Origin of the sequence: Acinetobacter parvus DSM 16617 = CIP 108168 (assembly GCF_000368025.1) — a bacterium.
GTDB classification, from domain to species: Bacteria; Pseudomonadota; Gammaproteobacteria; order Pseudomonadales; family Moraxellaceae; genus Acinetobacter; species Acinetobacter parvus.
The window spans coordinates 14,608-36,542 of sequence record NZ_KB849211.1 but is presented as its reverse complement, the minus strand read 5'-3'; the positions used below and the strand labels follow the sequence as shown (position 1 = coordinate 36,542).

General features: G+C 41.8%; 19 protein-coding genes, 1 tRNA gene and 2 pseudogenes. 16 read left to right on the top strand and 6 right to left on the bottom strand.

What is annotated here, in order from left to right; translation table 11 throughout:
• Positions 1–53 precede the first annotated feature (53 nt).
• The 3 genes from F988_RS02280 to glnL all read right to left on the bottom strand — a co-directional run bounded on the left by F988_RS02280 (position 54) and on the right by glnL (position 3,437).
• A complete protein-coding gene (locus F988_RS02280) occupies positions 54–692 on the bottom strand; it encodes a TetR/AcrR family transcriptional regulator (RefSeq protein ID WP_004680837.1) in 639 nt (212 codons plus the stop codon).
• 146 nt (positions 693–838) lie between these two features.
• Entirely contained in the window at positions 839–2,341 is a 1,503-nt protein-coding gene (gene glnG, locus F988_RS02275) for a nitrogen regulation protein NR(I) (RefSeq protein ID WP_004680836.1), read from the bottom strand.
• Positions 2,328–3,437: a nitrogen regulation protein NR(II) gene (gene glnL / locus F988_RS02270; RefSeq protein WP_004680835.1), complete on the bottom strand. Its 1,110-nt coding sequence runs from the start codon at positions 3,435–3,437 to the stop codon at positions 2,328–2,330. The genes glnG and glnL overlap by 14 nt, the downstream gene beginning before the upstream one ends.
• Before the next feature lie 328 nt (positions 3,438–3,765).
• Between glnL and rimO the strand changes: the two genes are divergently transcribed.
• From rimO to lpxA, 12 genes are all read left to right on the top strand, one after another.
• Entirely contained in the window at positions 3,766–5,109 is a 1,344-nt protein-coding gene (rimO, locus tag F988_RS02265; RefSeq protein ID WP_004680834.1) for a 30S ribosomal protein S12 methylthiotransferase RimO, read from the top strand.
• Between the two features lie 48 nt (positions 5,110–5,157).
• Positions 5,158–5,886: a UMP kinase gene (gene pyrH, locus F988_RS02260; RefSeq protein ID WP_004677620.1), complete on the top strand. Its 729-nt coding sequence runs from the start codon at positions 5,158–5,160 to the stop codon at positions 5,884–5,886.
• Positions 5,887–5,961: 75 nt separating this feature from the next.
• The gene (gene frr / locus F988_RS02255) at positions 5,962–6,516 is read left to right on the top strand and encodes a ribosome recycling factor (protein ID WP_004677618.1); all 555 of its coding nucleotides are present in this window, start codon (positions 5,962–5,964) and stop codon (positions 6,514–6,516) included.
• A gap of 4 nt (positions 6,517–6,520) precedes the next feature.
• Complete coding sequence (gene uppS, locus F988_RS02250) at positions 6,521–7,270, top strand: polyprenyl diphosphate synthase (RefSeq protein WP_004680833.1); 750 nt, start codon at positions 6,521–6,523, stop codon at positions 7,268–7,270.
• Positions 7,271–7,272: 2 nt separating this feature from the next.
• A complete protein-coding gene (locus F988_RS02245; protein WP_004680832.1) occupies positions 7,273–8,097 on the top strand; it encodes a phosphatidate cytidylyltransferase in 825 nt (274 codons plus the stop codon).
• Positions 8,098–9,294, top strand: coding sequence for a 1-deoxy-D-xylulose-5-phosphate reductoisomerase (gene ispC, locus F988_RS02240; protein ID WP_004680831.1), 1,197 nt, complete (start codon positions 8,098–8,100; stop codon positions 9,292–9,294). It abuts the gene before it with no gap.
• Between the two features lie 5 nt (positions 9,295–9,299).
• Positions 9,300–10,655, top strand: coding sequence for an RIP metalloprotease RseP (rseP, locus tag F988_RS02235; RefSeq protein ID WP_004680830.1), 1,356 nt, complete (start codon positions 9,300–9,302; stop codon positions 10,653–10,655).
• A 34-nt stretch (positions 10,656–10,689) separates the two neighbouring features.
• Positions 10,690–13,230, top strand: coding sequence for an outer membrane protein assembly factor BamA (gene bamA / locus F988_RS02230; protein WP_004680829.1), 2,541 nt, complete (start codon positions 10,690–10,692; stop codon positions 13,228–13,230).
• A gap of 46 nt (positions 13,231–13,276) precedes the next feature.
• Positions 13,277–13,765 (top strand): OmpH/Skp family outer membrane protein, encoded by a 489-nt coding sequence (locus F988_RS02225; RefSeq protein WP_004680828.1) that lies wholly within the window; start codon positions 13,277–13,279, stop codon positions 13,763–13,765.
• 3 nt (positions 13,766–13,768) lie between these two features.
• The gene (gene lpxD / locus F988_RS02220) at positions 13,769–14,839 is read left to right on the top strand and encodes a UDP-3-O-(3-hydroxymyristoyl)glucosamine N-acyltransferase (RefSeq protein WP_004680827.1); all 1,071 of its coding nucleotides are present in this window, start codon (positions 13,769–13,771) and stop codon (positions 14,837–14,839) included.
• Positions 14,840–14,845: 6 nt separating this feature from the next.
• Complete coding sequence (fabZ, locus tag F988_RS02215; protein ID WP_010589348.1) at positions 14,846–15,331, top strand: 3-hydroxyacyl-ACP dehydratase FabZ; 486 nt, start codon at positions 14,846–14,848, stop codon at positions 15,329–15,331.
• Entirely contained in the window at positions 15,328–16,116 is a 789-nt protein-coding gene (gene lpxA / locus F988_RS02210; RefSeq protein ID WP_004680825.1) for an acyl-ACP--UDP-N-acetylglucosamine O-acyltransferase, read from the top strand. Before fabZ ends, lpxA begins: the two co-directional genes overlap by 4 nt.
• A gap of 50 nt (positions 16,117–16,166) precedes the next feature.
• On the opposite strand, the pseudogene F988_RS14255 reads toward lpxA, so the two are convergent.
• Positions 16,167–16,519 (bottom strand): annotated as a pseudogene (locus F988_RS14255) (IS30 family transposase); the annotation flags it as partial.
• 209 nt (positions 16,520–16,728) lie between these two features.
• On the opposite strand from F988_RS14255, the gene F988_RS14950 reads away from it, so the two are divergent.
• Positions 16,729–16,887: a hypothetical protein gene (locus tag F988_RS14950; protein ID WP_154647836.1), complete on the top strand. Its 159-nt coding sequence runs from the start codon at positions 16,729–16,731 to the stop codon at positions 16,885–16,887.
• Here the strand turns inward: F988_RS14950 and F988_RS02200 are convergent.
• Together F988_RS02200 and argG are read right to left on the bottom strand one after the other, a co-directional pair.
• On the bottom strand, positions 16,879–17,562 hold the full coding sequence (locus F988_RS02200; RefSeq protein WP_004680823.1) for a pirin family protein: 684 nt from the start codon (positions 17,560–17,562) through the stop codon (positions 16,879–16,881). The genes F988_RS14950 and F988_RS02200 overlap by 9 nt on opposite strands.
• Positions 17,563–17,756: 194 nt before the next feature.
• A complete protein-coding gene (argG, locus tag F988_RS02195; RefSeq protein ID WP_004662879.1) occupies positions 17,757–19,100 on the bottom strand; it encodes an argininosuccinate synthase in 1,344 nt (447 codons plus the stop codon).
• 292 nt (positions 19,101–19,392) lie between these two features.
• On the opposite strand from argG, the gene F988_RS02190 reads away from it, so the two are divergent.
• The 3 genes and pseudogenes from F988_RS02190 to F988_RS14945 all read left to right on the top strand — a co-directional run.
• On the top strand, positions 19,393–21,423 hold the full coding sequence (locus tag F988_RS02190; protein WP_004680822.1) for an FAD-dependent oxidoreductase: 2,031 nt from the start codon (positions 19,393–19,395) through the stop codon (positions 21,421–21,423).
• Between the two features lie 86 nt (positions 21,424–21,509).
• Positions 21,510–21,599, top strand: a tRNA-Ser gene (locus F988_RS02185).
• 174 nt (positions 21,600–21,773) lie between these two features.
• A pseudogene (locus F988_RS14945) lies at positions 21,774–21,893 on the top strand (IS4-like element ISAba33 family transposase); the annotation flags it as partial.
• Positions 21,894–21,935: the final 42 nt, after the last annotated feature.

Below are 21,935 nucleotides of genomic sequence, written 5' to 3'. Positions count from 1 at the left end.
AACTCATTGAGATGTGTCATAGTATTCGTCGTTAGAAAACAATTATTGTGACATTATTTCAATGAGTTATCTATTTTTGTCGTGTACAGAGAATTAATATAATCAGTTATTTCAGCGTCATTTGCTGATACTTCTAAACCCATTAAAAGTCGCCATTCCACATCACGTAAAATTCCGAAATACATCATGGCGGAGAAATGGGGGTTAGAGCAGTATATTGCATTGAGGTCGTTTGCCTGACCTAAAGCAAATGCAATCGTATTCTGTATATTTAAAGCACATTGGTCATAAAAATAGTGCGCTAATTGTATATCTTTTTGAGTTTGCTCTGTGAACAGACGCATAAAGGCAATGTTCTCGGGCTTTATGATATGTTGATAAAAACGGATCAAGGTCTGGTTTAGATAGTTTTTGAGATCAATCTTTTCTGGAATATAGGGTACGCAAACCCCCTTGAAAAAAACTTCTCGCCGATAATCACAAATGGCGGTAAACAAGCCTTCTTTATTGCCGAAATATTTATAGATAGACGTTTTTGATCCACCCGCATGATTGACAATATCATCCAGAGAAACAGCATCATAACCACGTTCCAGAAATAAATCGGTTGCACAAATGAGCAAGGCAAGACGACGTTCCTGTCCACGGCGAGTTTGAGGCTGTTCGCAACTTGGGTAACAAATATCAGTCATTATATTCAAGAGAAGTGGGTTGAGTGATTTGTATTATAGCAAAAACCATATACATTGTATGGCTATGAAGTTGATGAGTGTTGCAAATCCTCCTGATAATAAAAAAGCGAGACATGATTTGCTCGCTTTTTTAATGGCTTAGTCTTTTAGGCTGAACGAATTTCCTCGTCATCATCATCTTCAGATGAATCCATGCCAAGCTCCTTGAGTTTACGTGTTAGGGTATTGCGTCCCCAACCCAAAAGCTCAGCAGCATGACGTTTACGTCCACGTGTTTGTTGGAGTGCGGCATTAATCAATGTGCGTTCAAACATCGGTGTTGCGATATCCAGAATTTTCATTTCCCCATTTTTGAGCTTTTGAATTGCCCATTGACCCAACAACTCATCCCAATGATGCACTGCAATTCGTTCAGCCAATGCTGGGCTGGCCGCTGTTGGCTGCACGGCATCACTTGTGGCTTTCTGGATGGAGACTTGCTTAAGCTCAGCAGGTAAATCTTCAGGATAAACCTCACGACCCGTGATCATCACTGTCAGCCAGCGACAGGTATTTTCTAGCTGACGAACGTTGCCTGGCCACGGTAGCTGTTGCATATAATCCGTTGTTTCAGTGCGTAGGATTTTTGGACTTACGCCGAGTTCCTTGCCTGCACGTGCCAGAAAGTGCTGTGCCAGCATTGGAATGTCTTCACTACGATGGGCAAGTTTAGGAATGTGAATACGGATTACGTTGAGACGATGATACAAGTCTTCGCGGAAACGTCCTTCATTAACCAGCTTTTCCAGGTCCTGATGGGTTGCCGCCACAATGCGCACATCTACTTTTACTGGAATATGTCCACCAACACGATAGAATTCACCATCCGCAAGCACACGGAGTAGACGTGTCTGGGTTTCAAATGGCATATCACCAATTTCATCCAGGAATAATGTACCGCCATTGGCTTGTTCAAAACGTCCTTGATGCTGGGTGTTTGCACCTGTAAATGCACCTTTTTCGTGACCAAACAACTCGGTTTCAATCAAGTCTTTTGGAATTGCCGCCATATTCAGCGCAATAAAAGGTTTGGCACGGCGAGGCGAATGTTTGTGCAGTGCATGGGCCACCAGCTCTTTGCCTGTACCAGATTCACCATTAATCAATACAGTAATATGCGATTGTGATAAACGTCCAATGGCACGGAACACTTCCTGCATTGCAGGTGATTCACCGATAATCTCAGTGGATTGTAATGGTGCAGCCGCCGCCGCTTTGCTGGCTTCCTGCTGTTGAAGCTTGGTGATATGCAAAATGGCACGATTGACCAATGCCAGTGCCTCATCAATATCAAAAGGCTTTGGCAGGTACTCAAAAGCACCAGTCTGGTAACTTGATACCGCTGACTCCAAATCGGAGTGGGCGGTCATGATAATCACAGGCAGGTCAGGATGGGTGTTCTTTACTTTAGACAGAAAAGTTAAACCATCAATTCCAGGCATGCGAATATCAGTCAAAATGACATCAGGGGCATCATCATGTAAACGTTCCAGCGCTGTTTGTGCTTCTTCAAAATTGGTAACGTCAAAACCTTCTTCTTTAAAAGTCTTTTCGAGTACCCAGCGCATGGCACGATCATCATCAATTACCCAAATTTTATTTCGTGACACGGTCTGACTCCCAAGGTAGATATAAGCTAAATACGGTTTTTCCTGGAACGGATTGACATTCGATCATTCCGTTATGTTGATGCATGATGTTTTGCGCGATACTGAGGCCAAGTCCTGTACCTTTCGCTCGTCCAGTCACAAGCGGGTAAAATACCGACTCTAATATACTTTCTGGAACACCTGGTCCATTGTCTTCAATATCAATTCTTATCGATGAGCGATTTAGAACACCGTTAATTGTCACTAAGCGTTGAATGCGCGTTCTTAAAATCAGCTCTGGTTCTGAATCGCCAAAAAAATCTTTATTTTCAGTCATTGCTTGCACAGCATTGACGCTGATATTGAGCATGACCTGAATCAGTTGATCACGGTCAGCCATCACATCAGGTAAAGACAGGTCGTAATCACGGGTGATCTTAATTTTTTTCTTGGTCTGGTTGACGATAAGTGAACGAACGCGTTCCAGTGGTTCATGCACATTGACCAGCTCATAGCTCGGTAACTGACGTGAGCCAAGCATAGTATCTGCCAGATTGGTTAAGCGATCTACTTCACTAATAATAATGTCGGTAAACTCACGATAGCTTTCATCATTTAAGCTGCGAGCAAGTAATTGTGTTGCACCACGAATGCCCGCTAAAGGATTTTTAATTTCATGTGCCACGCCGCGAACTAGTTGGCGGGCAACCTGATGCTGTTGAACCAGATTTTCTTCCTTGGAAATTTTTAGCATCCGATCAATTGGGTTCAGCTCAATCAATAACAGGGGATGGTAGCTCTTTCCTGTATTAAGCTGTGAAACTGTATAATCCACATGAATCGGTTTGAAATTTACATTGATTACCGCTTCACGACGTGTGTAATGCTGTCCACTTTCTAATGTGTTGAGTAAAGCTTCGTGGGTATTAAAGGTATCATCGTGGGCATGCAGTAAATTTAAGATAGGTTGACCTGATGCACGGAGTAAGCTGACATCAAATAACGCTTCACAAGCGGAGTTCAAATAAAAAATATTAAGCCTACTATCGACCAATAAAATGGCAGTCGTTAAATTATCTACTAGGAGTCGATAGTCGATAGTGTGGTGTTGATCCATTTGTGAATCGTCCTGTATTAAAATGGCGCAATAAATATATGTATAAATGAATAGCCATTCATGTCTAAGGTTTATGTAATGCAAAATATAAGCCAATTTTTGATAGGCTAAATTTCAACAACTTAGTTAAAAGATATGACGTTTATGCTGTATTTTTCACATAGGTACGGTTTTATGTGGATTTTATAATGTTCTAAATTGGTGCAATGTAGGATTTTATTTAAAATATTGGTTGTATTTTGGTGCATTGATTAAACTGTGCAATCCCCACCTGTTTTTATCACTCGAAAAGTCATACAATACGCCGATTCAAGTGGAGCGCAGATTCATGAAGACCCCCAAAGTCGGTTTTGTATCTTTAGGTTGTCCTAAGGCATTGGTAGATTCTGAACGAATTTTAACCCAGTTAAAAACTGAAGGTTATCAAGTGGCATCAGATTATAACGGTGCGGACCTGGTTGTTGTTAATACCTGTGGTTTTATTGAGTCTGCGGTACAAGAGTCGCTGGATGCGATTGGTGAGGCCATGAGTGAGAATGGTCGTGTGATCGTCACGGGCTGTTTGGGCAAAGACGAAGATAAAATCCGCCAAATGCACCCAAATGTGCTGAAAGTGACAGGTGCGGCAGCCTATCAGGATGTGATGGAGGCAGTGCATGAGTATGTGCCTGCACCACCAAAGCACAACCCGTTTATTGATCTAGTTCCAGAGCAGGGTGTGCGTTTAACACCGAAGCATTATGCTTATCTCAAAATATCCGAAGGCTGTAACCACCGCTGTACATTCTGCATCATCCCAAGCATGCGTGGAGACCTTGTTTCTCGTCCAGTAGGGAAAGTATTGGATGAAGCGGCAGCATTGAAACGTGCGGGTGTAAAAGAGGTTCTGGTGATTTCCCAGGATACCTCTGCGTATGGTGTGGACACCAAATATAAGCTGGATTTCTGGAATGGCCAGCCTGTTAAAACCAAATTCTATGATATGTGTGAAGCACTTGGTCAGCTTGGTATTTGGGTGCGTTTACATTATGTCTATCCTTACCCACATGTAGATGCAGTCATTGACCTGATGGGGCAAGGTAAAATCCTGCCTTATTTGGATATCCCTTTTCAACATGCCAGTCCGCGCATCTTAAAATTGATGAAGCGACCAGCCCACAGTGAAAACACCTTGGAACGCCTTAAATTGTGGCGGGAAAAATGCCCTGAATTGGTGATTCGTTCAACTTTTGTTGTGGGTTTCCCTGGTGAAACTGAAGAAGATTTCCAAATTCTATTGGATTGGTTGAAAGAGGCACAGCTTGACCGTGTCGGTTGCTTTACCTATTCACCTGTAGAGGGAGCGACAGCCAATGATCTTCCAGACCATGTGCCTGAAGAAATCAAGCAAGAGCGCTATGAGCGTTTCATGGAAGTTCAGCAGGAAATTTCAGCGGCAAAACTGCAAAAGCGTATTGGTCAGACGATGACTGTCTTAGTGGATAGCCTGGAAGAAGAATTTCCAGTTGCGGTTGCCCGTTCTTATGCGGACGCACCAGAAATTGATGGCAATGTATTTGTTGAAGATATTGATAAAAGCGTGATTAAGGCAGGTGACCTGCTTGAAGTCGAAATTACTGATGCAGATGAATACGATTTATTTGCAAGGTTAATTCAGGTTAAATCTGCTTAACACAAGATATAAAGAAAATTTTGAGATTGATCGGTTTGGAGTAAAGGTATGTCAGCTTCTAAGAATCCACGTTATGCACGAATTTTGCTCAAGCTTTCTGGTGAGGCTTTAGCTGGAAATAAAGATATGGGTATTGATGCCCAGGTACTGGACCAAATGTCACTTTCGATTGCCCATCTGGTTGGCTTGGGTGTGCAGGTGGGTATCGTTGTTGGTGGTGGTAACTTATACCGTGGTAGCCAGTTGCAGAAAGATGGTCTGGTTGGTCGTGTAACAGGTGACCAAATGGGCATGTTGGCGACGGTGATGAATGGTTTAGCGATGCGTGATGCATTGGTGCGCCGTAATATCAAAACCCGTTTGATGTCTGCTTTGTCAATTGGTACGGTAGTCGAGTCCTATTCTAGCCGTGACGCGATTCGCCATTTAAGTCAGGGTGAGGTATGTGTGTTTGTTGCGGGCACAGGTAATCCATTCTTTACGACTGATACCGCAGCTTGTTTACGTGGTATCGAAATTGAAGCAAACTTGATCCTGAAAGCAACCAAGGTTGATGGCGTTTATAACAAAGACCCAAGTAAATATGAAGATGCAGTTAAATATGACAATTTAACTTTCGATCAGGTTTTGGATGAGAAACTTGGTGTGATGGATTTAACTGCAATCTGCCTATGCCGTGACCACAATGTGCCATTGCAGGTGTTCGATATGAACAAGTCTGGTGCATTGCTTTCTGTTGTGATGGGTGAAAAAGAGGGAACTCACGTTACGAATTAATATACGTGAACCATAAAGCGCTTTATACTACGTTAAATATTTTGTAATACCTCAGGAATAAGTAAGGAAGATCATATGATTAACGATCTCAAAAAAGACAGCGAACAGCGCATGCAGAAAACCCTTGAGTCTTTGGAACAGGGTTTTGCAAAAGTTCGTACTGGACGTGCTCATCCATCTATCTTAAATGGCGTGATGGTTCCTTACTATGGTTCAGATGTTCCATTGAATCAGGTGGCGAACGTGGGTGTTGAAGATTCACGTACCTTAATTGTTCAGCCATTTGAACGTAACATGGTGTCTGCGATTGATAAGGCAATCCGCGAAAGTGACTTGGGCTTAAACCCGATTACCACTGACTCTATTCGTGTGCCGTTGGCTGCCTTAACAGAAGAAACCCGCCGTGACATGCAGAAAGTTGCCCGTTCAGAAGCGGAGAATGCCAAGGTTGCCATCCGTAACATCCGTCGTGATGTTTTAGGTGACATTAAGGCCCTACTGAAAGAAAAAGAAATTTCTGAAGATGATGAGCGCCGTGCAGGTGAAGATATTCAGAAAATCACTGACAAGTTTGTTGCGGAAGTGGACAAACGTCTTGCAGCCAAAGAAGCAGAATTGATGAAGGTCTAATTATATGACCTCACAAGAAGAACAGCTTCTTCCCCAGCATGTTGCCATCATTATGGATGGCAACAATCGTTTTGCCAAAAAAAATCAGATGCAAAAAGGCGATGGGCACCGTGAAGGCAAAAATATCCTTGACCCCATTGTTGAGCATTGTAAAAGTGTCGGCGTAAAAGCATTAACGGTTTTTGCATTTTCAAGTGAAAACTGGAATCGACCACAGTATGAAGTCGATTTACTCATGAAGTTGTTAGAAGATACGATTCATGAGCAACTTCCTCGTATGGAAAAATTTAATATTGCTCTACGTTTCATTGGTGACCGATCACGTCTCTCAGGTCATTTAAGGGATTTGATGCAATATGCAGAACAAAAAACAGCCGCCTTTGATTCCATGACCTTAACTATTGCGATTAGCTATGGTGGCATGTGGGACATGGCGAATGCTGCAAAATGTATTGCTCAGGATGTTCTTGCTGGGAAAGTTCAAACAAACCATATAAATGTTGATTTATTTGATAAATATGTCAGTCTAAATGACCTGCCTGCTGTGGATTTATTAATTCGTACAGGGGGAGATTATCGCCTTTCAAATTTCTTATTGTGGCAAGCTGCATATGCAGAATTGTACTTTACAGAAACTTTATGGCCAGAGTTTACGGTCGAAGAATTGGATTACGCATTTCGTGTTTTTTCAGGGCGTGAGCGACGTTTTGGCAAGACATCCGAACAGATTCAACAAGTGAAAATAGAGAATTAATAATGTTAGAGCGGATAATTACCGCATTGGTATTAGTTGCAGTTGTTTTAAGTTGCATGTTTGCAACGCAATCACATTATCCAATGTTCATGCTTATGATTTTAGCGGCAGGGGTTGCAGGCTACGAGTGGTCTAAATTGATGCCACAGGCGTCGGCGATTGTCTCAAAACCTAAAGCCTGGGTATATGGTGGTTGTGTTGCACTGGTATCAACACTGGCATTGTTTTTTAATGATATTGCCTTACTGCTTTGGGTTGCATCCATTCTTACCTGGCTGGTGAGCATTTACTGGATTAAAAATTTCCCCGATGCTGATAACTGGTACAACGTTTCACTTCACTTGATTGGGTTTGTTTTAATTTCAGCCGCTGTTACTGCAATTTATGCTGTATGGCATAGCTCACCGTGGTGGCTGATGTATTTATTTCTATTGGTTTGGGGCGCTGACAGCGGTGCCTACTTTGTTGGCCGTAAGTTTGGTAAAAAGAAACTTGCCCCGAAAGTCAGTCCAAATAAATCCGTTGAAGGTTTATACGGTGGTATCGCCACAACAGTGATTATTATGCTGGTTGTACAATATTCCTATTTAAATTTAACCGCATTGCAGCTTATTTTATTCCTGATTCTTTCAGTCATTACCGTGTTTGCATCAGTGCTGGGTGACCTGTTTGAATCCATGATCAAGCGTCGTGCAGGGATTAAGGATTCTGGCCGTGTGTTGCCAGGTCATGGTGGTGTGCTGGACCGTATTGATTCACTGCTTGCGGCAGCACCTATTTTTGCTACGGGTATATATATTTTAAAACTGATTGGTGTAGATCTTTAAATGACTCAAGCTGTTTGCATATTGGGTGTAACGGGTTCAATTGGAAAAAGTACTTTAAAAGTATTGGAACAGCATCCAGACGATTACACCGTATTTGCAGTTTCTGCATATAGCCGTTTGGATGAACTTTTAGAAATTTGTAAAAAATACCATCCCAAAATTGTTGTGGTGCCGAATGAAAAAGCATTTGAGTTGCAACAACGTTTAAATCAAGAAAACTTAAAACATATCGAAATTTTGACTGATGAAGCGGGCTTAATCACTATTGCTGAGCATGCCGATGTTGACATCGTCATGGCTGCTATTGTTGGTGCGGCAGGTTTGTTGCCAACTCTTGCCGCAGTCAAGGCAGGTAAGCGTGTCTTGCTTGCCAATAAAGAATCTTTGGTCATGTCTGGCGACATCATGATGCAGGCTGCCCGTAAGCATAATGCACTGTTACTACCCGTTGATTCTGAACATAATGCGATTTTCCAGTCCTTGCCGCATGACTATCTAAATGCTGAAAGGACAGGCCAGCCCCAGTTGGGTGTTTCCCGAATTTTACTGACAGCGTCTGGTGGGCCATTTCTCAACCATTCATTAGAACAATTGCATGATGTAACACCACAACAGGCGTGTAAGCATCCAAACTGGTCTATGGGTCAAAAGATTTCGGTTGATTCTGCGACTTTAATGAATAAAGGGCTGGAATTGATTGAAGCGTGTCATTTGTTTTCAATATCAGAACATTTTGTTACAGTCGTGGTTCATCCACAAAGTATTATTCATTCCATGGTGCAATATGTGGATGGATCAACTTTGGCACAAATGGGTAACCCTGATATGTGCACACCAATTGCACATGCATTGGCCTGGCCTAAACGCCTGGCAACAGATGTTCCTGCGTTAAACTTGTTTGAGACTGCTCAATTGAATTTTCAGCAACCTGATATTGTCAAGTTTCAAGCATTGGACTTGGCTCGTCAGGCGATGCGGGCAGGTGGTTTGGCGCCTACAGTATTAAATGCAGCAAATGAAGTTGCAGTTGCTGCATTTTTGCAGCAAAAAATTCGCTTTACTGAGATTGCGCAAATTGTCGAGAACACTTTGCAAGTTGTACAAAATGCCAAAGCAGAAAACATAGACATCATTTTACAGACTGATATGATCGCTAGACAGGTTGCAGAGACGTATATTGTGGATATAGGGGGCTAAATCGTATGAATGCACTATTTATGATTGTTGCAGCGATTTTATTACTTGGTCCACTGATTGCAATTCATGAGTTTGGCCATTATTGGGTGGCGCGTAAATTAGGTGTCAAAGTCTTGGTTTATTCCATTGGTTTTGGCCCAACCTTGCTGAAATGGCAGTCTAAAAAATCAGGTATTCAATATCAGCTTTCTGCTTTGCCACTTGGTGGTTATGTCAAAATGCTGGACGAGCGTGAGGGCAATGTTGCTGAAAAGGACCTGCCTTACGCCTTTAACCGTCAGTCTCCGTGGAAGCGTATTGCCATCGTTGCGGCTGGTCCATTGATCAATCTTATTTTTGCCGTGTTATTGTTCTGGATTTTATTTTTACCAGCCCAGGAACAGTTGAATACCCGTATTGGCAAGATTATGCCCAATACTCCCGCAGCGCAGGTTGATTTGCAAGTGGGTGACAAAATTCTGGCAGTTGATGGTCAAACAACGCCAACATGGGAAAAACTTAATTATACCTTGGTCAATCGTGTGGGAGAGACAGGGCAAGTTTCCATTATTGTTGATCGTGCAGGTACTGAAAAGCAGTTTAGTTTACCAATCAAGGATTTCCTTAAGGATCAAAGCCAGTCACCTTTGGATGTATTGGGCTTCTTGCCTTATCGTCCAGTCATTCCTGCAACCGTGAAAGAGTTGAGTGCAGATGGTGCTGCTTCACGTCAGGGAATGAAAGTCGGTGATCGTATCGTGGCAATTGACAATGTTGTCATGAAAGACTGGTTTGATGTGGTTGATGTGGTTCAGAATTCACCTGAAAAACTTTTGAACATTGATGTGATGCGTCAGGGAAAACTGCTGCATTTGCAGGTGATGCCACAAGGTCAACGTGACAATATGGGCAATACCACAGGCGTGCTGGGGGTGAAAAGTGACGCGGGCAAGATCACCATTCCTGCTGAATACAAACAAACCATTCAGTATTCACCGATCGAAGCGTTGGGTGTTGCGGTAGATAAAACCACACAGCTTTCAGGCATGATCTTTAACTCAATCATCAAGATGGTGCGTGGCTTGATTGGACTGGATAATTTGTCAGGGCCAATTACCATTGCCAAAGTGGCTGGACAAAGCGCCGAAATGGGATGGCAGACCTTTATCTCATTTATGGCCTTGATGAGTGTCAGTCTGGGTATTCTCAATTTGCTTCCAATTCCAATGCTGGATGGTGGGCATTTGGTTTATTACTTTATTGAAGCCATTCGTGGCAAACCTGTTTCTGAACAAATACAGATATTTGGTCTAAAAGTTGGTATGGTACTGCTCGGTAGCATGATGCTTTTGGCTTTATTTAACGACTTCATGCGTTTATAAAAACGCAATTGGAATTTAACTTACTGGAAAATATATGGGCATGCGTCACACACATTTATTAATGCCTTTGGCACTGGTTAGTGCGATGGCAGTGGTACAACAAGCATACGCAGCAGATGAGTTTCTTGCACGAGATATACGAATTGATGGCCTAGTGCGTTTAACACCTGCAAGTATTTATTCGATGTTACCAATAAATAGTGGCGATAGAGTAAGTGATCCAGTGATCGCCGAGGCAATCCGTACCCTATATGCTTCAGGCTTGTTTGATGATATCAAGGCTTATAAAGAAAAAGATGTTCTGGTTTTTAAGGTTGTTGAACGTCCAGTCATTTCCAAGCTTGAATTCAAGGGTAATAAACTCATTCCAAAAGAAGCTTTAGAACAGGGCTTAAAGAAGATGGGCATTGCTGAGGGTGAGGTTTTTAAGAAATCAGCCCTGCAAACCATTGAAACCGAGCTGGAACAGCAATATACCCAGCAGGGTCGTTATGATGCCGATGTGACTGTGGAAACGGTTGCTCGTCCAAACAACCGCGTTGAGTTGAAGCTAAACTTTAATGAAGGTACGGCTGCAAAAGTTTTTGACATTAATATTATTGGTAATACTGTTTTTAGTGACAGTGATATCAAGCAGGTATTTGCCGTTAAGGAAAGTGGCTGGGCCTCTGTGGTAACCCGTAATGACCGCTATGCACGTGAGAAAATGGCGGCAAGCCTTGAAGCCTTGCGTGCCCTTTACCTAAACAAGGGTTATATCAACTTTAATATTATTAACTCTCAACTGAATATCAGTGAAGATAAAAAGCATATTTTTATTGAGGTTTCAGTTGATGAGGGTAGCCAGTTCAAGTTCGGCGAAACCAAGTTCCTCGGCGATGCATTATATAAGCCAGAAGAATTGCAGATGCTTAAGCTGTATAAAGATGGTGAGACCTATTCACAAGAAAAAGTAAACGCGGTTAAGCAACTATTGCTCCGTAAATATGGGAATGCAGGCTATTACTATGCTGAGGTAAACATCGTACCTGAGATTAACAATCAGACAGGTATTGTCAACCTCAATTACTATATCAACCCAGGTCAGCAAGTTACAGTTCGTCGTATTAACTTTACAGGCAATAGCAAAACAGCTGATGAAGTATTACGTCGTGAAATGCGTCAAATGGAAGGCGCGTTGGCAAGCAATGAAAAAATTGACTTGTCCAAGGTGCGTCTGGAACGTACAGGCTTCTTTAAAACGGTTGATGTCAAGCCTGTTCGTGTACCAAACTCAACTGACCAGGTTGACCTGAATGTCAATGTTGAGGAGCAGCACTCTGGCACAACCACACTTGCGGTTGGTTATTCTCAAAATGGTGGTGTGACATTCCAGGCTGGACTCAGTCAAACCAACTTTATGGGAACAGGCAATCGTGTTGCGATTGACTTGTCCCGTTCAGAAACACAGGATTACTATAATCTCAGTGTGACTGACCCGTACTTTACCATTGATGGTGTGAGCCGCGGCTACAACGTTTATTATCGTAAAACCAAGTTAAACAAGGACTATAACGTCAATAACTATGTCACTGACAGTGTTGGTGGAAGTTTAAGTTTCGGTTATCCGATTGATGAAAATCAAAGTTTAAGTGCTTCGGTGGGTATCGATAAGACTAAAGTCAGAACAGGACCGAGCGTTTCGACTTATATCCGTGATTATTTATTAGCGAATGGTGGTAAAACGACTGGAAGTTCGAGTTATTGTAAGGTGGATTTAGAGCCTATTATGGGGCCAGATCCGAATAATCCTGAGAAACAGATCGTGACTGGCTATAAACCATGTCCTGAAGATCAAATCCATACTTATGGCGATCAGTTTGAAGGTACGTTCTTAACCTATAACTTAAACTTAGGTTGGTCATATAACACATTAAACCGTCCGATTTTCCCAACCTCGGGGATGTCACATCGCGTTGGTCTTGAAATTGGTTTACCTGGCAGTGATGTCGATTATCAAAAATTAACTTACGATGCGCAAGCATTTAAATCACTTTGGGGTGGTTTTGTCCTTCGTGGTTACGGTAAGTTAGGCTATGGTAATGATCTACCCTTCTATAAGAACTTCTATGCGGGTGGCTATGGTTCAGTCCGTGGTTATGACAATAGTTCGTTAGGCCCAAGATACCCAAGTGTGATCTTCCAAGAGCGAGGGCAAAATGACCTTGATCCAGAGGAAGTAGGTGGTAACGCTTTAGTGCAGTTTGGTACTGAACTTGCACTACCTTTGCCGTTTAAAGGCGACTGGACAAGACAAGTGCGTCCAGTATTATTTGCTGAAGGTGCACAAGTGTTTGATACTCAATGTGATGTGCCAAGAGGAAATGTCACAATTGATGGAAAAGAGATTGATATCAAACAATATTGCAAAGATAACAATAAGTTAGATTTTGGCAATATGCGCTATAGTGTGGGTGTTGGCTTCACATGGATTACTATGATTGGTCCATTATCATTGAGCTATGCATTCCCACTGAATGACAAGAAAGGCGATGATACCAAATCAATCCAATTTGAAATCGGTCGTACATTCTAAGTGCGACCTTAGTTTTAATACTGCAACAGAAATAAAGGATGCAATAATGAAAACATTAACAATGCTGATGTTAGGTTTAGGATTAACGGTTTCAGCAGTTGCAAATGCGGGCGGTATAGGTGTTGTGGACCTGGCTAAGGTCGTTGAAAGCAGTACCTATTTAAAACAGCAAAATGACAGCCTGGGTCAATCAGTTAAACCGACTTCAGCTAAACTGGAACAGTTAGGTAAAGAGATTGAAAGCTTACAGAAAAAAGCCCAGTCCGCTAATCAGGCCGATTTACAGAAATTAAGTGGCCAGTATCAGGCCAAGGTCAATGAGTTTAATACGACTCAACAAGGTCTACAGACCAAAGTACAGACGACTTTGCAAACGATGAATACAAATTTTGAGAGTCGTGTGAAACAGGTCGCTGAACAATTAAGAAAAGAAAATAACTTGGATTTTATTTTAAATAAAAATTCTACGATTGCCTCTGACGCTCAGTATGATTTAACTGATAAAATGATTCAAAAGGTTAATGCAATGAAATAATCAATGAATAGACGTAGTTATCGTTTAGAAGAAATTGCTCACCTTGTCAAAGGTGAGTATTTCGGTGAAAAAGATTTTCAGGTTTTTAATTTAGCGAGTTTAGAACAGGCACAAAATCAGCATATCTGTTTTGTGAATGGGGATAAGTACCTATCGCAAGCAGAAGCAAGCCAGGCAGGTGCTTACATTGTCACCGCAGCGCTCAAGCAACAGCTTTCCTCAAAAAATAACTTTATTGTCGTTGATAATCCTTATCTCGCGTTTGCGACTTTGACCCATATATTTGAAAATAAAATTATCCAAAGGGGAATTTCAAGTACTGCTAAAATCCATCCCTCAGCCATCATTGCTGATGATGCCTATATTGGTCATTATGTGGTGATTGGTGAAAACTGTGTGGTGGGCAGCAATACCATTATTCAGGCCCATACCTTTATTGATGATCAGGTTGAAATTGGCAAGGACTGTTTTATTGATGCACATGTCACCATTACAGGGGCTGCCAAGCTTAAGAACCGTATTCGTATCCATGCCAATACAGTGATAGGTTCAGAAGGGTTTGGCTTTGCACCTTATCAGGGGAAATGGCATCGCATTGCACAACTGGGTTCGGTTCAGATTGGTAATGATGTGCGTGTTGGTTCAAATTGCAGCATTGACCGTGGTGCCTTGGATGATACTATTCTGGAAGATGGTGTCATTATTGATAACCTTGTGCAAATCGCGCATAACGTTCAAATTGGTCAACATACAGCCATCGCTGCAAACACGGCAATTGCTGGAAGTGTCCGAATTGGCAAAAACTGTATTATCGGTGGTGGCAGTGCAGTTGCAGGGCATTTAAATATTGCGGATAATGTGACGCTTACTGGAATGTCAATGGTCACAAAAAGTATTTCTGAGGCGGGAGTCTTTTCTTCGGGAATTGGACTGTTTGAAAATAGTCATTGGAAAAGAACTGTGGTACGCCTTAGACAATTAGCAGATGTGCCATTGACCCAGATCACCAAAAGGCTTGATCATATGCAAGCTCAATTAGAGTCCCTTGAATCAACCCTTAAGTTACGTAAATAATTTATTATGACCGAGTCAACATTTCCAGCATTCACAATGCCTGAATTACCGATGGATATTCTTACCATTCGTGAATATTTACCGCATCGTTATCCTTTCCTGTTAGTCGATCGAGTTACGGGAGTCACTGAGAACAGTATTGTCGGTTATAAAAACGTATCTATCAATGAAGAGTTCTTGCAGGGACATTTCCCAACCTACCCAATTATGCCAGGTGTACTCATCATTGAAGCACTTGCCCAGGTTTCAGGTATATTGGGTTTTGTTTTGACAAATCAGAAGCCGAGTGAGGGTTCCTTGTTTCTTTTTGCTGGTGCGGAAAAAATAAGATTTAAGAAACAGGTTGTTGCAGGTGACCAGCTTATCTTAAAATCTGAACTTGTGATGCAAAAACGTGGTATTTACAAGTACAATTGTACTGCCAGTGTTGACGGTATTGTTGCTGCAACAGCCGAGATCATGATTTCCCACCAAAAAATTGAGCAGACATGACTAGTCAAAATTTAATACATCCTACAGCAATAATTGACCCGTCTGCAAAAATTGCCTCTGACGTACAGATTGGCCCATATTGTGTGGTTGGGCCAAATGTCAGTATTGATACTGGTACAAAGTTACATTCGCATGTGGTCATTGGTGGTTTTACACGAATTGGTAAAAACAACGATATTTTCCAGTTTTCTAGCATTGGAGAAATTTGTCAGGATTTAAAATATAAGGGTGAGGAAACTTGGCTGGAAATTGGCGATCACAACTCCATTCGTGAACATTGTACCTTGCATCGGGGTACGGTACAGGATCAGAGCTTGACCAAAATTGGTAGTCATAACCTGTTGATGGTGAATACCCACATCGCCCATGATTGTATGATTGGGGACCATAACATTTTTGCCAATAATGTTGGTATTGCAGGGCATGTGAATGTCGGTAACCATGTGATTGTTGGTGGGAATGCAGGCGTTCATCAATTCTGCCGTATTGATTCATATAGCATGATTGGTGGCGCTGCACTCATTCTTAAAGATGTGCCAGCTTATGTACTGGCTTCTGGTAATCCAGCACATGCACATGGTCTGAACATTGAAGGAATGCGACGTAAGGGCTGGTCACGGGATACGATTCAGGGTTTAAGAACAGCCTATAAATTGATTTATAAATCAGGTTTGACCAGTGAACAGGCCATTGCACAGATTCGTAATGAAGTTTTAGATAATGTGCCAGAAGCCCAACTGTTGATTGATTCTTTAGAGAAATCAACACGTGGGATTGTGCGTTAGGTTTAATTTCAATATAAAAAAAAAGACACTTCGGTGTCTTTTTTATTGGCTTAATTTTCTTCCTCAACAAACTGTTGTCGGTATTTTTTGGGAGACAGTTCAAAGGTGCGTTTAAACGCCTGGTTTAAATCAATCCCTTTAGGTAAATATTGCCTAATTAAACCATTCATATTTTCGCATGTGCCTTTTTGCCAGGGTGAATGTGGGTCACAGAAATATACATCTATGCCTAAATCTTCTTCGAGTGTTTTATGTTCTGCCATCTCACCTCCACGGTCATAGGTCAACGTTTTACGCAGTTCTGCAGGTAAATATTTCAGAGCTTCAGTTAAGCCTTGCGCACTGATTCTGCCTTTGCATCAGGTAATGTTGCCAAGATACAGAGCCGTGTATTTCGTTCAATATAGTCAAATCATTATAAAACTAATACAACTCAGTCTATGAATTATTTCGATTTTTTTTCGAATCCTGTATGGATAATAAATTATTTTTACTATAAGGGTTGCTATCGAACTTTTGATGATGGTATGACAATTTTATATACTCTATAAACCCTTTAAATTAATTAGGTGGTTTATGTCGCACTTCAAGTTTTAGTCTGCCCTTCCCCATGTGAATCATCCAGAAATGACGATTCAGGATATTCAGATCATTGTCATTCAAATGATGATTCCAGTTCAGATTCTAGTGGTTGTGATAGTAGCAGCAATGATTAAAAAGCTTGTACCCCTTGAGGGGCAAGGGGTACAAGATAAACCGAGTTTAAGGTAAGTCAAACCAAATCATTTGGCTATCCTGCGATGCAGTAATAGTTGCAGTTTCATCGAATACTAATGCATCACCCGCTTTAACCAAGTGATCAGCAATCATCACTTCACCAGAAATGACATGAACATAGTTCACTTTTTTCTTTGCAGTAATCTCCAAGTGTTGATCTTTCTCAATCACCGCCGTTTTCACCTCAGCATTTTGACGGATCAGCATTGGTGCAGACTCATCACCTGCGATCAAATGCCATTGGTTTGGGTGATCTTTCGGATTCAGCTGAATTTGCTGATAAGTCGGTTCAGCATCCTGTACATTGGGTTGAATCCAGATCTGTAATAGATGCACCGCCTTGTCATGCTTGTTCATTTCACTATGGGTGATACCTGTACCCGCACTCATCAACTGCCATTCACCTGCATTGATTTGTCCCTCATTGCCCATGCTGTCCTTATGGGAAATGGTGCCATCAAGCACACAGGTCAGGATCTCCATATTGTCATGGGGGTGGGTACCGAAACCGTTATGGGCGGCAATCGTATCATCATTGATCACGCGGAGTGCACTGACACCCATATATTTCGGGTTGTACCAGCTACCAAATGAAAAGCTGTGGTAGGTATCTAACCAGCCTGCTTTGACATGACCACGGTTTTCACTACGATGTAGATAAGCATTCATCTTTCATCTCCCAGTTATTATATTTTGCTTGATTGTTATATTATCGATTCATAATGGTGATAAATAGTCTTTTATTGCGACATATTGTTCTATAAATGCAATGATTTAATCGTGTGTATGTTTTTGGATGAAATAAAAAAGGCTGAATATTTTATTCAGCCTTTTTAGGTGAGATAAATTTATTTATCAAACGCTTATTTTGATTTGTTTTCCAATTGAGGAATTGCAGAGCCTTGACCAACAGCAAGTAAACCTGTTTCAGTATAGATACCGAGTTTTGCACGTGTATCAGTAATGTCGAGGTTACGCATGGTGAGCTGACCAATACGATCCATTGGCGTAAACATAGAATCACCTTTCTCCATGGTTAAACGCTCAGCCTCATAGGTGAGGTTTGGAGATTCAGTGTTCATGATGGTGTAGTCATTACCACGGCGTAGTTCTAGAGTGACAGTACCTGTAATGGCTTTGGCCACCCAGCGTTGTGCTGTTTCACGCAGCATAAGCGCCTGAGAATCGAACCAGCGACCTTGATAGAGTAAACGACCTAAACGTAAACCATTAATACGGTATTGTTCAATCGTATCTTCGTTATGAATACCAGTCACTAAGCGCTCGTAAGCGATATGTAATAAAGCCATACCTGGTGCTTCATAGATACCACGAGATTTCGCTTCGATGATACGGTTTTCAATTTGGTCAGACATACCAAGACCATGACGACCACCAATACGGTTTGCTTCTAGAATGAATTCAACTGGATCTTCAATACGTTGGCCATTCAATGCAACTGGCATACCTTGTTCAAAAGTAATGCTTACTTCTTCTGGTTGGATTTCAACGTCGTCTTTCCAGAACGCAACGCCCATAATTGGGTCTACGATTTTAATACCAGCATTGAGGTATTCTAAATCTTTTGCTTCATGCGTTGCGCCCAACATATTTGAGTCAGTCGAGTAGGCTTTTTCCTTTGACATTTTGTAGTCAAAACCATTGTCGATCAGGAACTGCGACATTTCGGCACGACCGCCTAACTCATCAATAAAGGTTTGGTCTAACCACGGTTTGTAGATTTTAAGCGCAGGATTGGTTAATAAACCGTAACGATAGAAACGTTCAATATCGTTGCCTTTATAAGTTGAACCATCGCCCCAGATGTTGACGTCATCTTCTTTCATCGCTGTTACAAGCATCGTACCTGTCACTGCACGACCCAAAGGTGTGGTATTGAAATAAGGAACACCGCCAGTACTAATGTGGAATGCGCCACATTGAATTGCTGCAATACCTTCAAGCGCAAGTTGTAAACGACAATCGATTAATCGAGCTTTGACTGCGCCGTATTGTTCAGCTTTCTTTGGAATTGCATCATAGTCATCTTCATCAGGTTGACCCAAGTTTGCAGTATAAGCATAAGGCTCTGCGCCTTTTTGCTTCATCCACAATAAAGCTGCTGAAGTATCGAGACCACCAGAAAAGGCAATCCCAACTTTTTTGCCTACAGGTACGTGCTGCAAGATCGTTGCATTATCAGTCATTGCTTGTCCTAACTTTTATGAGTAAAGACCCCGAACAGGTAGTCTTGAGAATAAAAAATCGGAACTATTGTAACACTTTTCATTAAGCTTGTTTTCTTCAAAGAAAAACTATCCAAAAAATTTATGCTCTAATGGGTCCAGTTTTTTAGTTTTTAAGATTGAAAACATGATTGTTACAAGTGTTTTGACTTTAGTGTCAGCATTTTCTTGAAAAGAGTCATAAACACATATAAAAATTCAGTTAGAGTATTATGCAACAAGTTGCAAAGCCAATAAATACAGAAGGAATATCATGACTAGCTATGCAAATATTTTAAAGCCATTACATCTCGGATTTACGACCATTAAAAACCGTGTGGTCATGGGATCGATGCATTCAGGCTTGGAGGATCGTTTTTTTAATTATCCTAAACTTGCTGCTTATTTTGGTGAACGTGCCAAAGGTGGGGTCGGCTTAATCATCATGGGTGGGATTTCACCCAACCGTCAAGGTTGGTTATTACCTGCGGGTGGTACTATGAACAGTCTGGCAGATATTCCTCATCACCGTCTGGTCACACATGCTGTGCATAAGCATGGAGCAAAAATCCTGATGCAAATCCTGCATTCAGGTCGTTATGGTTATCATCCATTTTCGGTTTCTTCTTCGCCAATTCAGGCACCAATTAATCCTTTTAAACCACGTCAAATGTCGGATAGCCAGATTTTGGCCACCATAGAAGATTATGCCCGTTGTGCAAGCCTGGCAAAAAAGGCAGGCTATGATGGCGTGGAAATCATGGGCTCTGAGGGTTATTTGATCAATCAGTTTCTGAGCAACCATGTCAATAAGCGCACAGACCGTTGGGGTGGTGATATTGAAAACCGTATGCGTTTTCCCGTGGAAATCGTCAAGGCGATTCGTGCCAAAGTCGGTGAAAAATTCATTATTTGTTTCCGCCTGTCCATGCTTGATTTAGTGCATGATGGCAACACTATGCAGGAAGTGATCATTATTGCTAAAGCATTGGAAAAAGCGGGAATCACACTTCTAAATACAGGAATTGGCTGGCATGAGGCGCGTATTCCGACCATTGTAACATCAGTCCCACGAGCTGCATTCGTGGATTATACCGCTGAGGTTAAACAGCATGTTTCAGTACCAGTGATTGCATCAAACCGTATCAATATGCCAGATGTTGCTGAAGAGATTGTTGCTTCAGGACAGGCCGATATGGTGCAAATGGCACGACCATTCCTTGCTGATCCATACTGGGTTAATAAAACTGCAACCAACCGTGTTGATGAAATTAATACCTGTATCGCATGTAATCAGGCGTGTTTGGACCATGCCTTTAAAAATGAGCGTGTTAGCTGTTTGGTTAACCCGCAGGCATGTTTTGAAACAGAATTGGTTTATATCAAAACCAAGAAACCAAAACGTGTTGCGGTTGTGGGTGGCGGCGTTGCAGGGATGTCGGCTGCAACAGTGGCGGCAAGTCGTGGGCATGCTGTGACATTATTCGAAGCAAATAATGATGTGGGTGGTCAGTTTAATTTAGCGAAAGTTGTTCCTGGAAAAGAAGAGTTCCATGAAACTATCCGTTATTTTAAAGTCCAATTAAAGCAGACAGGTGTGGATGTTCGCTTAAATACCAAGGTCAATCGTGAACAGTTGGAACGTGAGGGTTTTGATGAAGTTGTGATTGCAACAGGTGTGGTGCCACGTACCCTAAAAATTCAGGGTAGTGATGCACCACAAGTCTTGTCTTATGCAGAAGTGCTAAAAGGCGCTAAGGTTGGATATAAGGTTGCTGTGATTGGGGCGGGTGGTATTGGCTTTGATGTGTCAGAGTTTTTGCTAAAACCACCACATCAACCACAGCCACAACCATTGGCAGAATGGCAACGCGAATGGGGCGTTGATCCAAACCCTAACTATACTTCTAAAGGTGGTACGCAACGTCCAGAAGTTGAAATGCCGGTACGTCAGATTTATTTATTGCAACGTAAAACAACGCCGTTGGGTATTGGTTTGGGTAAAACCTCGGGCTGGGTGCATCGCGCACAATTGAAAAAGCATGGTGTGCGTATGTTGCGTGGCGTACAGTATAAGGCTGTAACTGACGAAGGCCTATGGGTTGAGCACAATGGCCATGACCAGTTATTGCGTTTGGATACCATTGTCGTATGTGCAGGCCAGGAGTCTGTAAAAGATTTAGTACCACGTGAAAATGAAACCACACTGGCAAAATATCATGTGATTGGTGGTGCTAAGTTAGCAGGTGAGCTGGATGCCAAGCGTGCGATTCGTGAAGGTGCTGAACTGGCGGCTAAACTTTAACAATTGATGAAACAATATGCATTTGAATACATTGCAGTTAAATTTTTCTTGAATAAAGGAAACAAGCTTTGTATTCTTAGGCACATGGAAGCGTGGCAGAGCGGTTTAATGCACCGGTCTTGAAAACCGACGAGGGTGTGAGTCCTCCGTGAGTTCGAATCTCACCGCTTCCGCCAAATATTTAAATAAGCCCTTGTTTTTACAAGGGCTTATTTTTTGTCTGTGCTTTTGTCCCACATTGTAACCCACATTAAGATTCTGATTAAATCAATTGTAACTGGATGAAATTGGTAGCCTTTGGATAGCTGTTAAAAGTTACGAGTTGTTTATCGTACTTCAAAATAAGAAAGGCTCTATACTATGTTCAAATGGCGATTCAGCGTTTAATTGGTTTTGGGAAAAAAGCAGAGTTTAAGGAAATTCTGGCAATTTTAAGAAAGCAGAAGCCTGATAGGATAAGGGTTCTGTGAAATTTGTCGTGTACAGAGAAGTATTTTAATACTTTTTTGAAT

What these genes read in the sequence shown, in the direction of transcription:
- frr (WP_004677618.1), top strand. Translation starts at nt 5,962, where the DNA reads ATGATTAACGATCTCAAAAAAGACAGCGAACAGCGCATGCAGAAAACC.
- ispC (WP_004680831.1), top strand. Translation starts at nt 8,098, where the DNA reads ATGACTCAAGCTGTTTGCATATTGGGTGTAACGGGTTCAATTGGAAAA.
- uppS (WP_004680833.1), top strand. Translation starts at nt 6,521, where the DNA reads ATGACCTCACAAGAAGAACAGCTTCTTCCCCAGCATGTTGCCATCATT.
- fabZ (WP_010589348.1), top strand. Translation starts at nt 14,846, where the DNA reads ATGACCGAGTCAACATTTCCAGCATTCACAATGCCTGAATTACCGATG.
- argG (WP_004662879.1), bottom strand. Translation starts at nt 19,100, where the DNA reads ATGACTGATAATGCAACGATCTTGCAGCACGTACCTGTAGGCAAAAAA.
- F988_RS02280 (WP_004680837.1), bottom strand. Translation starts at nt 692, where the DNA reads ATGACTGATATTTGTTACCCAAGTTGCGAACAGCCTCAAACTCGCCGT.
- rimO (WP_004680834.1), top strand. Translation starts at nt 3,766, where the DNA reads ATGAAGACCCCCAAAGTCGGTTTTGTATCTTTAGGTTGTCCTAAGGCA.
- bamA (WP_004680829.1), top strand. Translation starts at nt 10,690, where the DNA reads ATGGGCATGCGTCACACACATTTATTAATGCCTTTGGCACTGGTTAGT.
- glnL (WP_004680835.1), bottom strand. Translation starts at nt 3,437, where the DNA reads ATGGATCAACACCACACTATCGACTATCGACTCCTAGTAGATAATTTA.
- rseP (WP_004680830.1), top strand. Translation starts at nt 9,300, where the DNA reads ATGAATGCACTATTTATGATTGTTGCAGCGATTTTATTACTTGGTCCA.
- F988_RS02245 (WP_004680832.1), top strand. Translation starts at nt 7,273, where the DNA reads ATGTTAGAGCGGATAATTACCGCATTGGTATTAGTTGCAGTTGTTTTA.
- lpxA (WP_004680825.1), top strand. Translation starts at nt 15,328, where the DNA reads ATGACTAGTCAAAATTTAATACATCCTACAGCAATAATTGACCCGTCT.
- F988_RS02225 (WP_004680828.1), top strand. Translation starts at nt 13,277, where the DNA reads ATGAAAACATTAACAATGCTGATGTTAGGTTTAGGATTAACGGTTTCA.
- F988_RS02200 (WP_004680823.1), bottom strand. Translation starts at nt 17,562, where the DNA reads ATGAATGCTTATCTACATCGTAGTGAAAACCGTGGTCATGTCAAAGCA.
- pyrH (WP_004677620.1), top strand. Translation starts at nt 5,158, where the DNA reads ATGTCAGCTTCTAAGAATCCACGTTATGCACGAATTTTGCTCAAGCTT.
- F988_RS02190 (WP_004680822.1), top strand. Translation starts at nt 19,393, where the DNA reads ATGACTAGCTATGCAAATATTTTAAAGCCATTACATCTCGGATTTACG.
- lpxD (WP_004680827.1), top strand. Translation starts at nt 13,769, where the DNA reads ATGAATAGACGTAGTTATCGTTTAGAAGAAATTGCTCACCTTGTCAAA.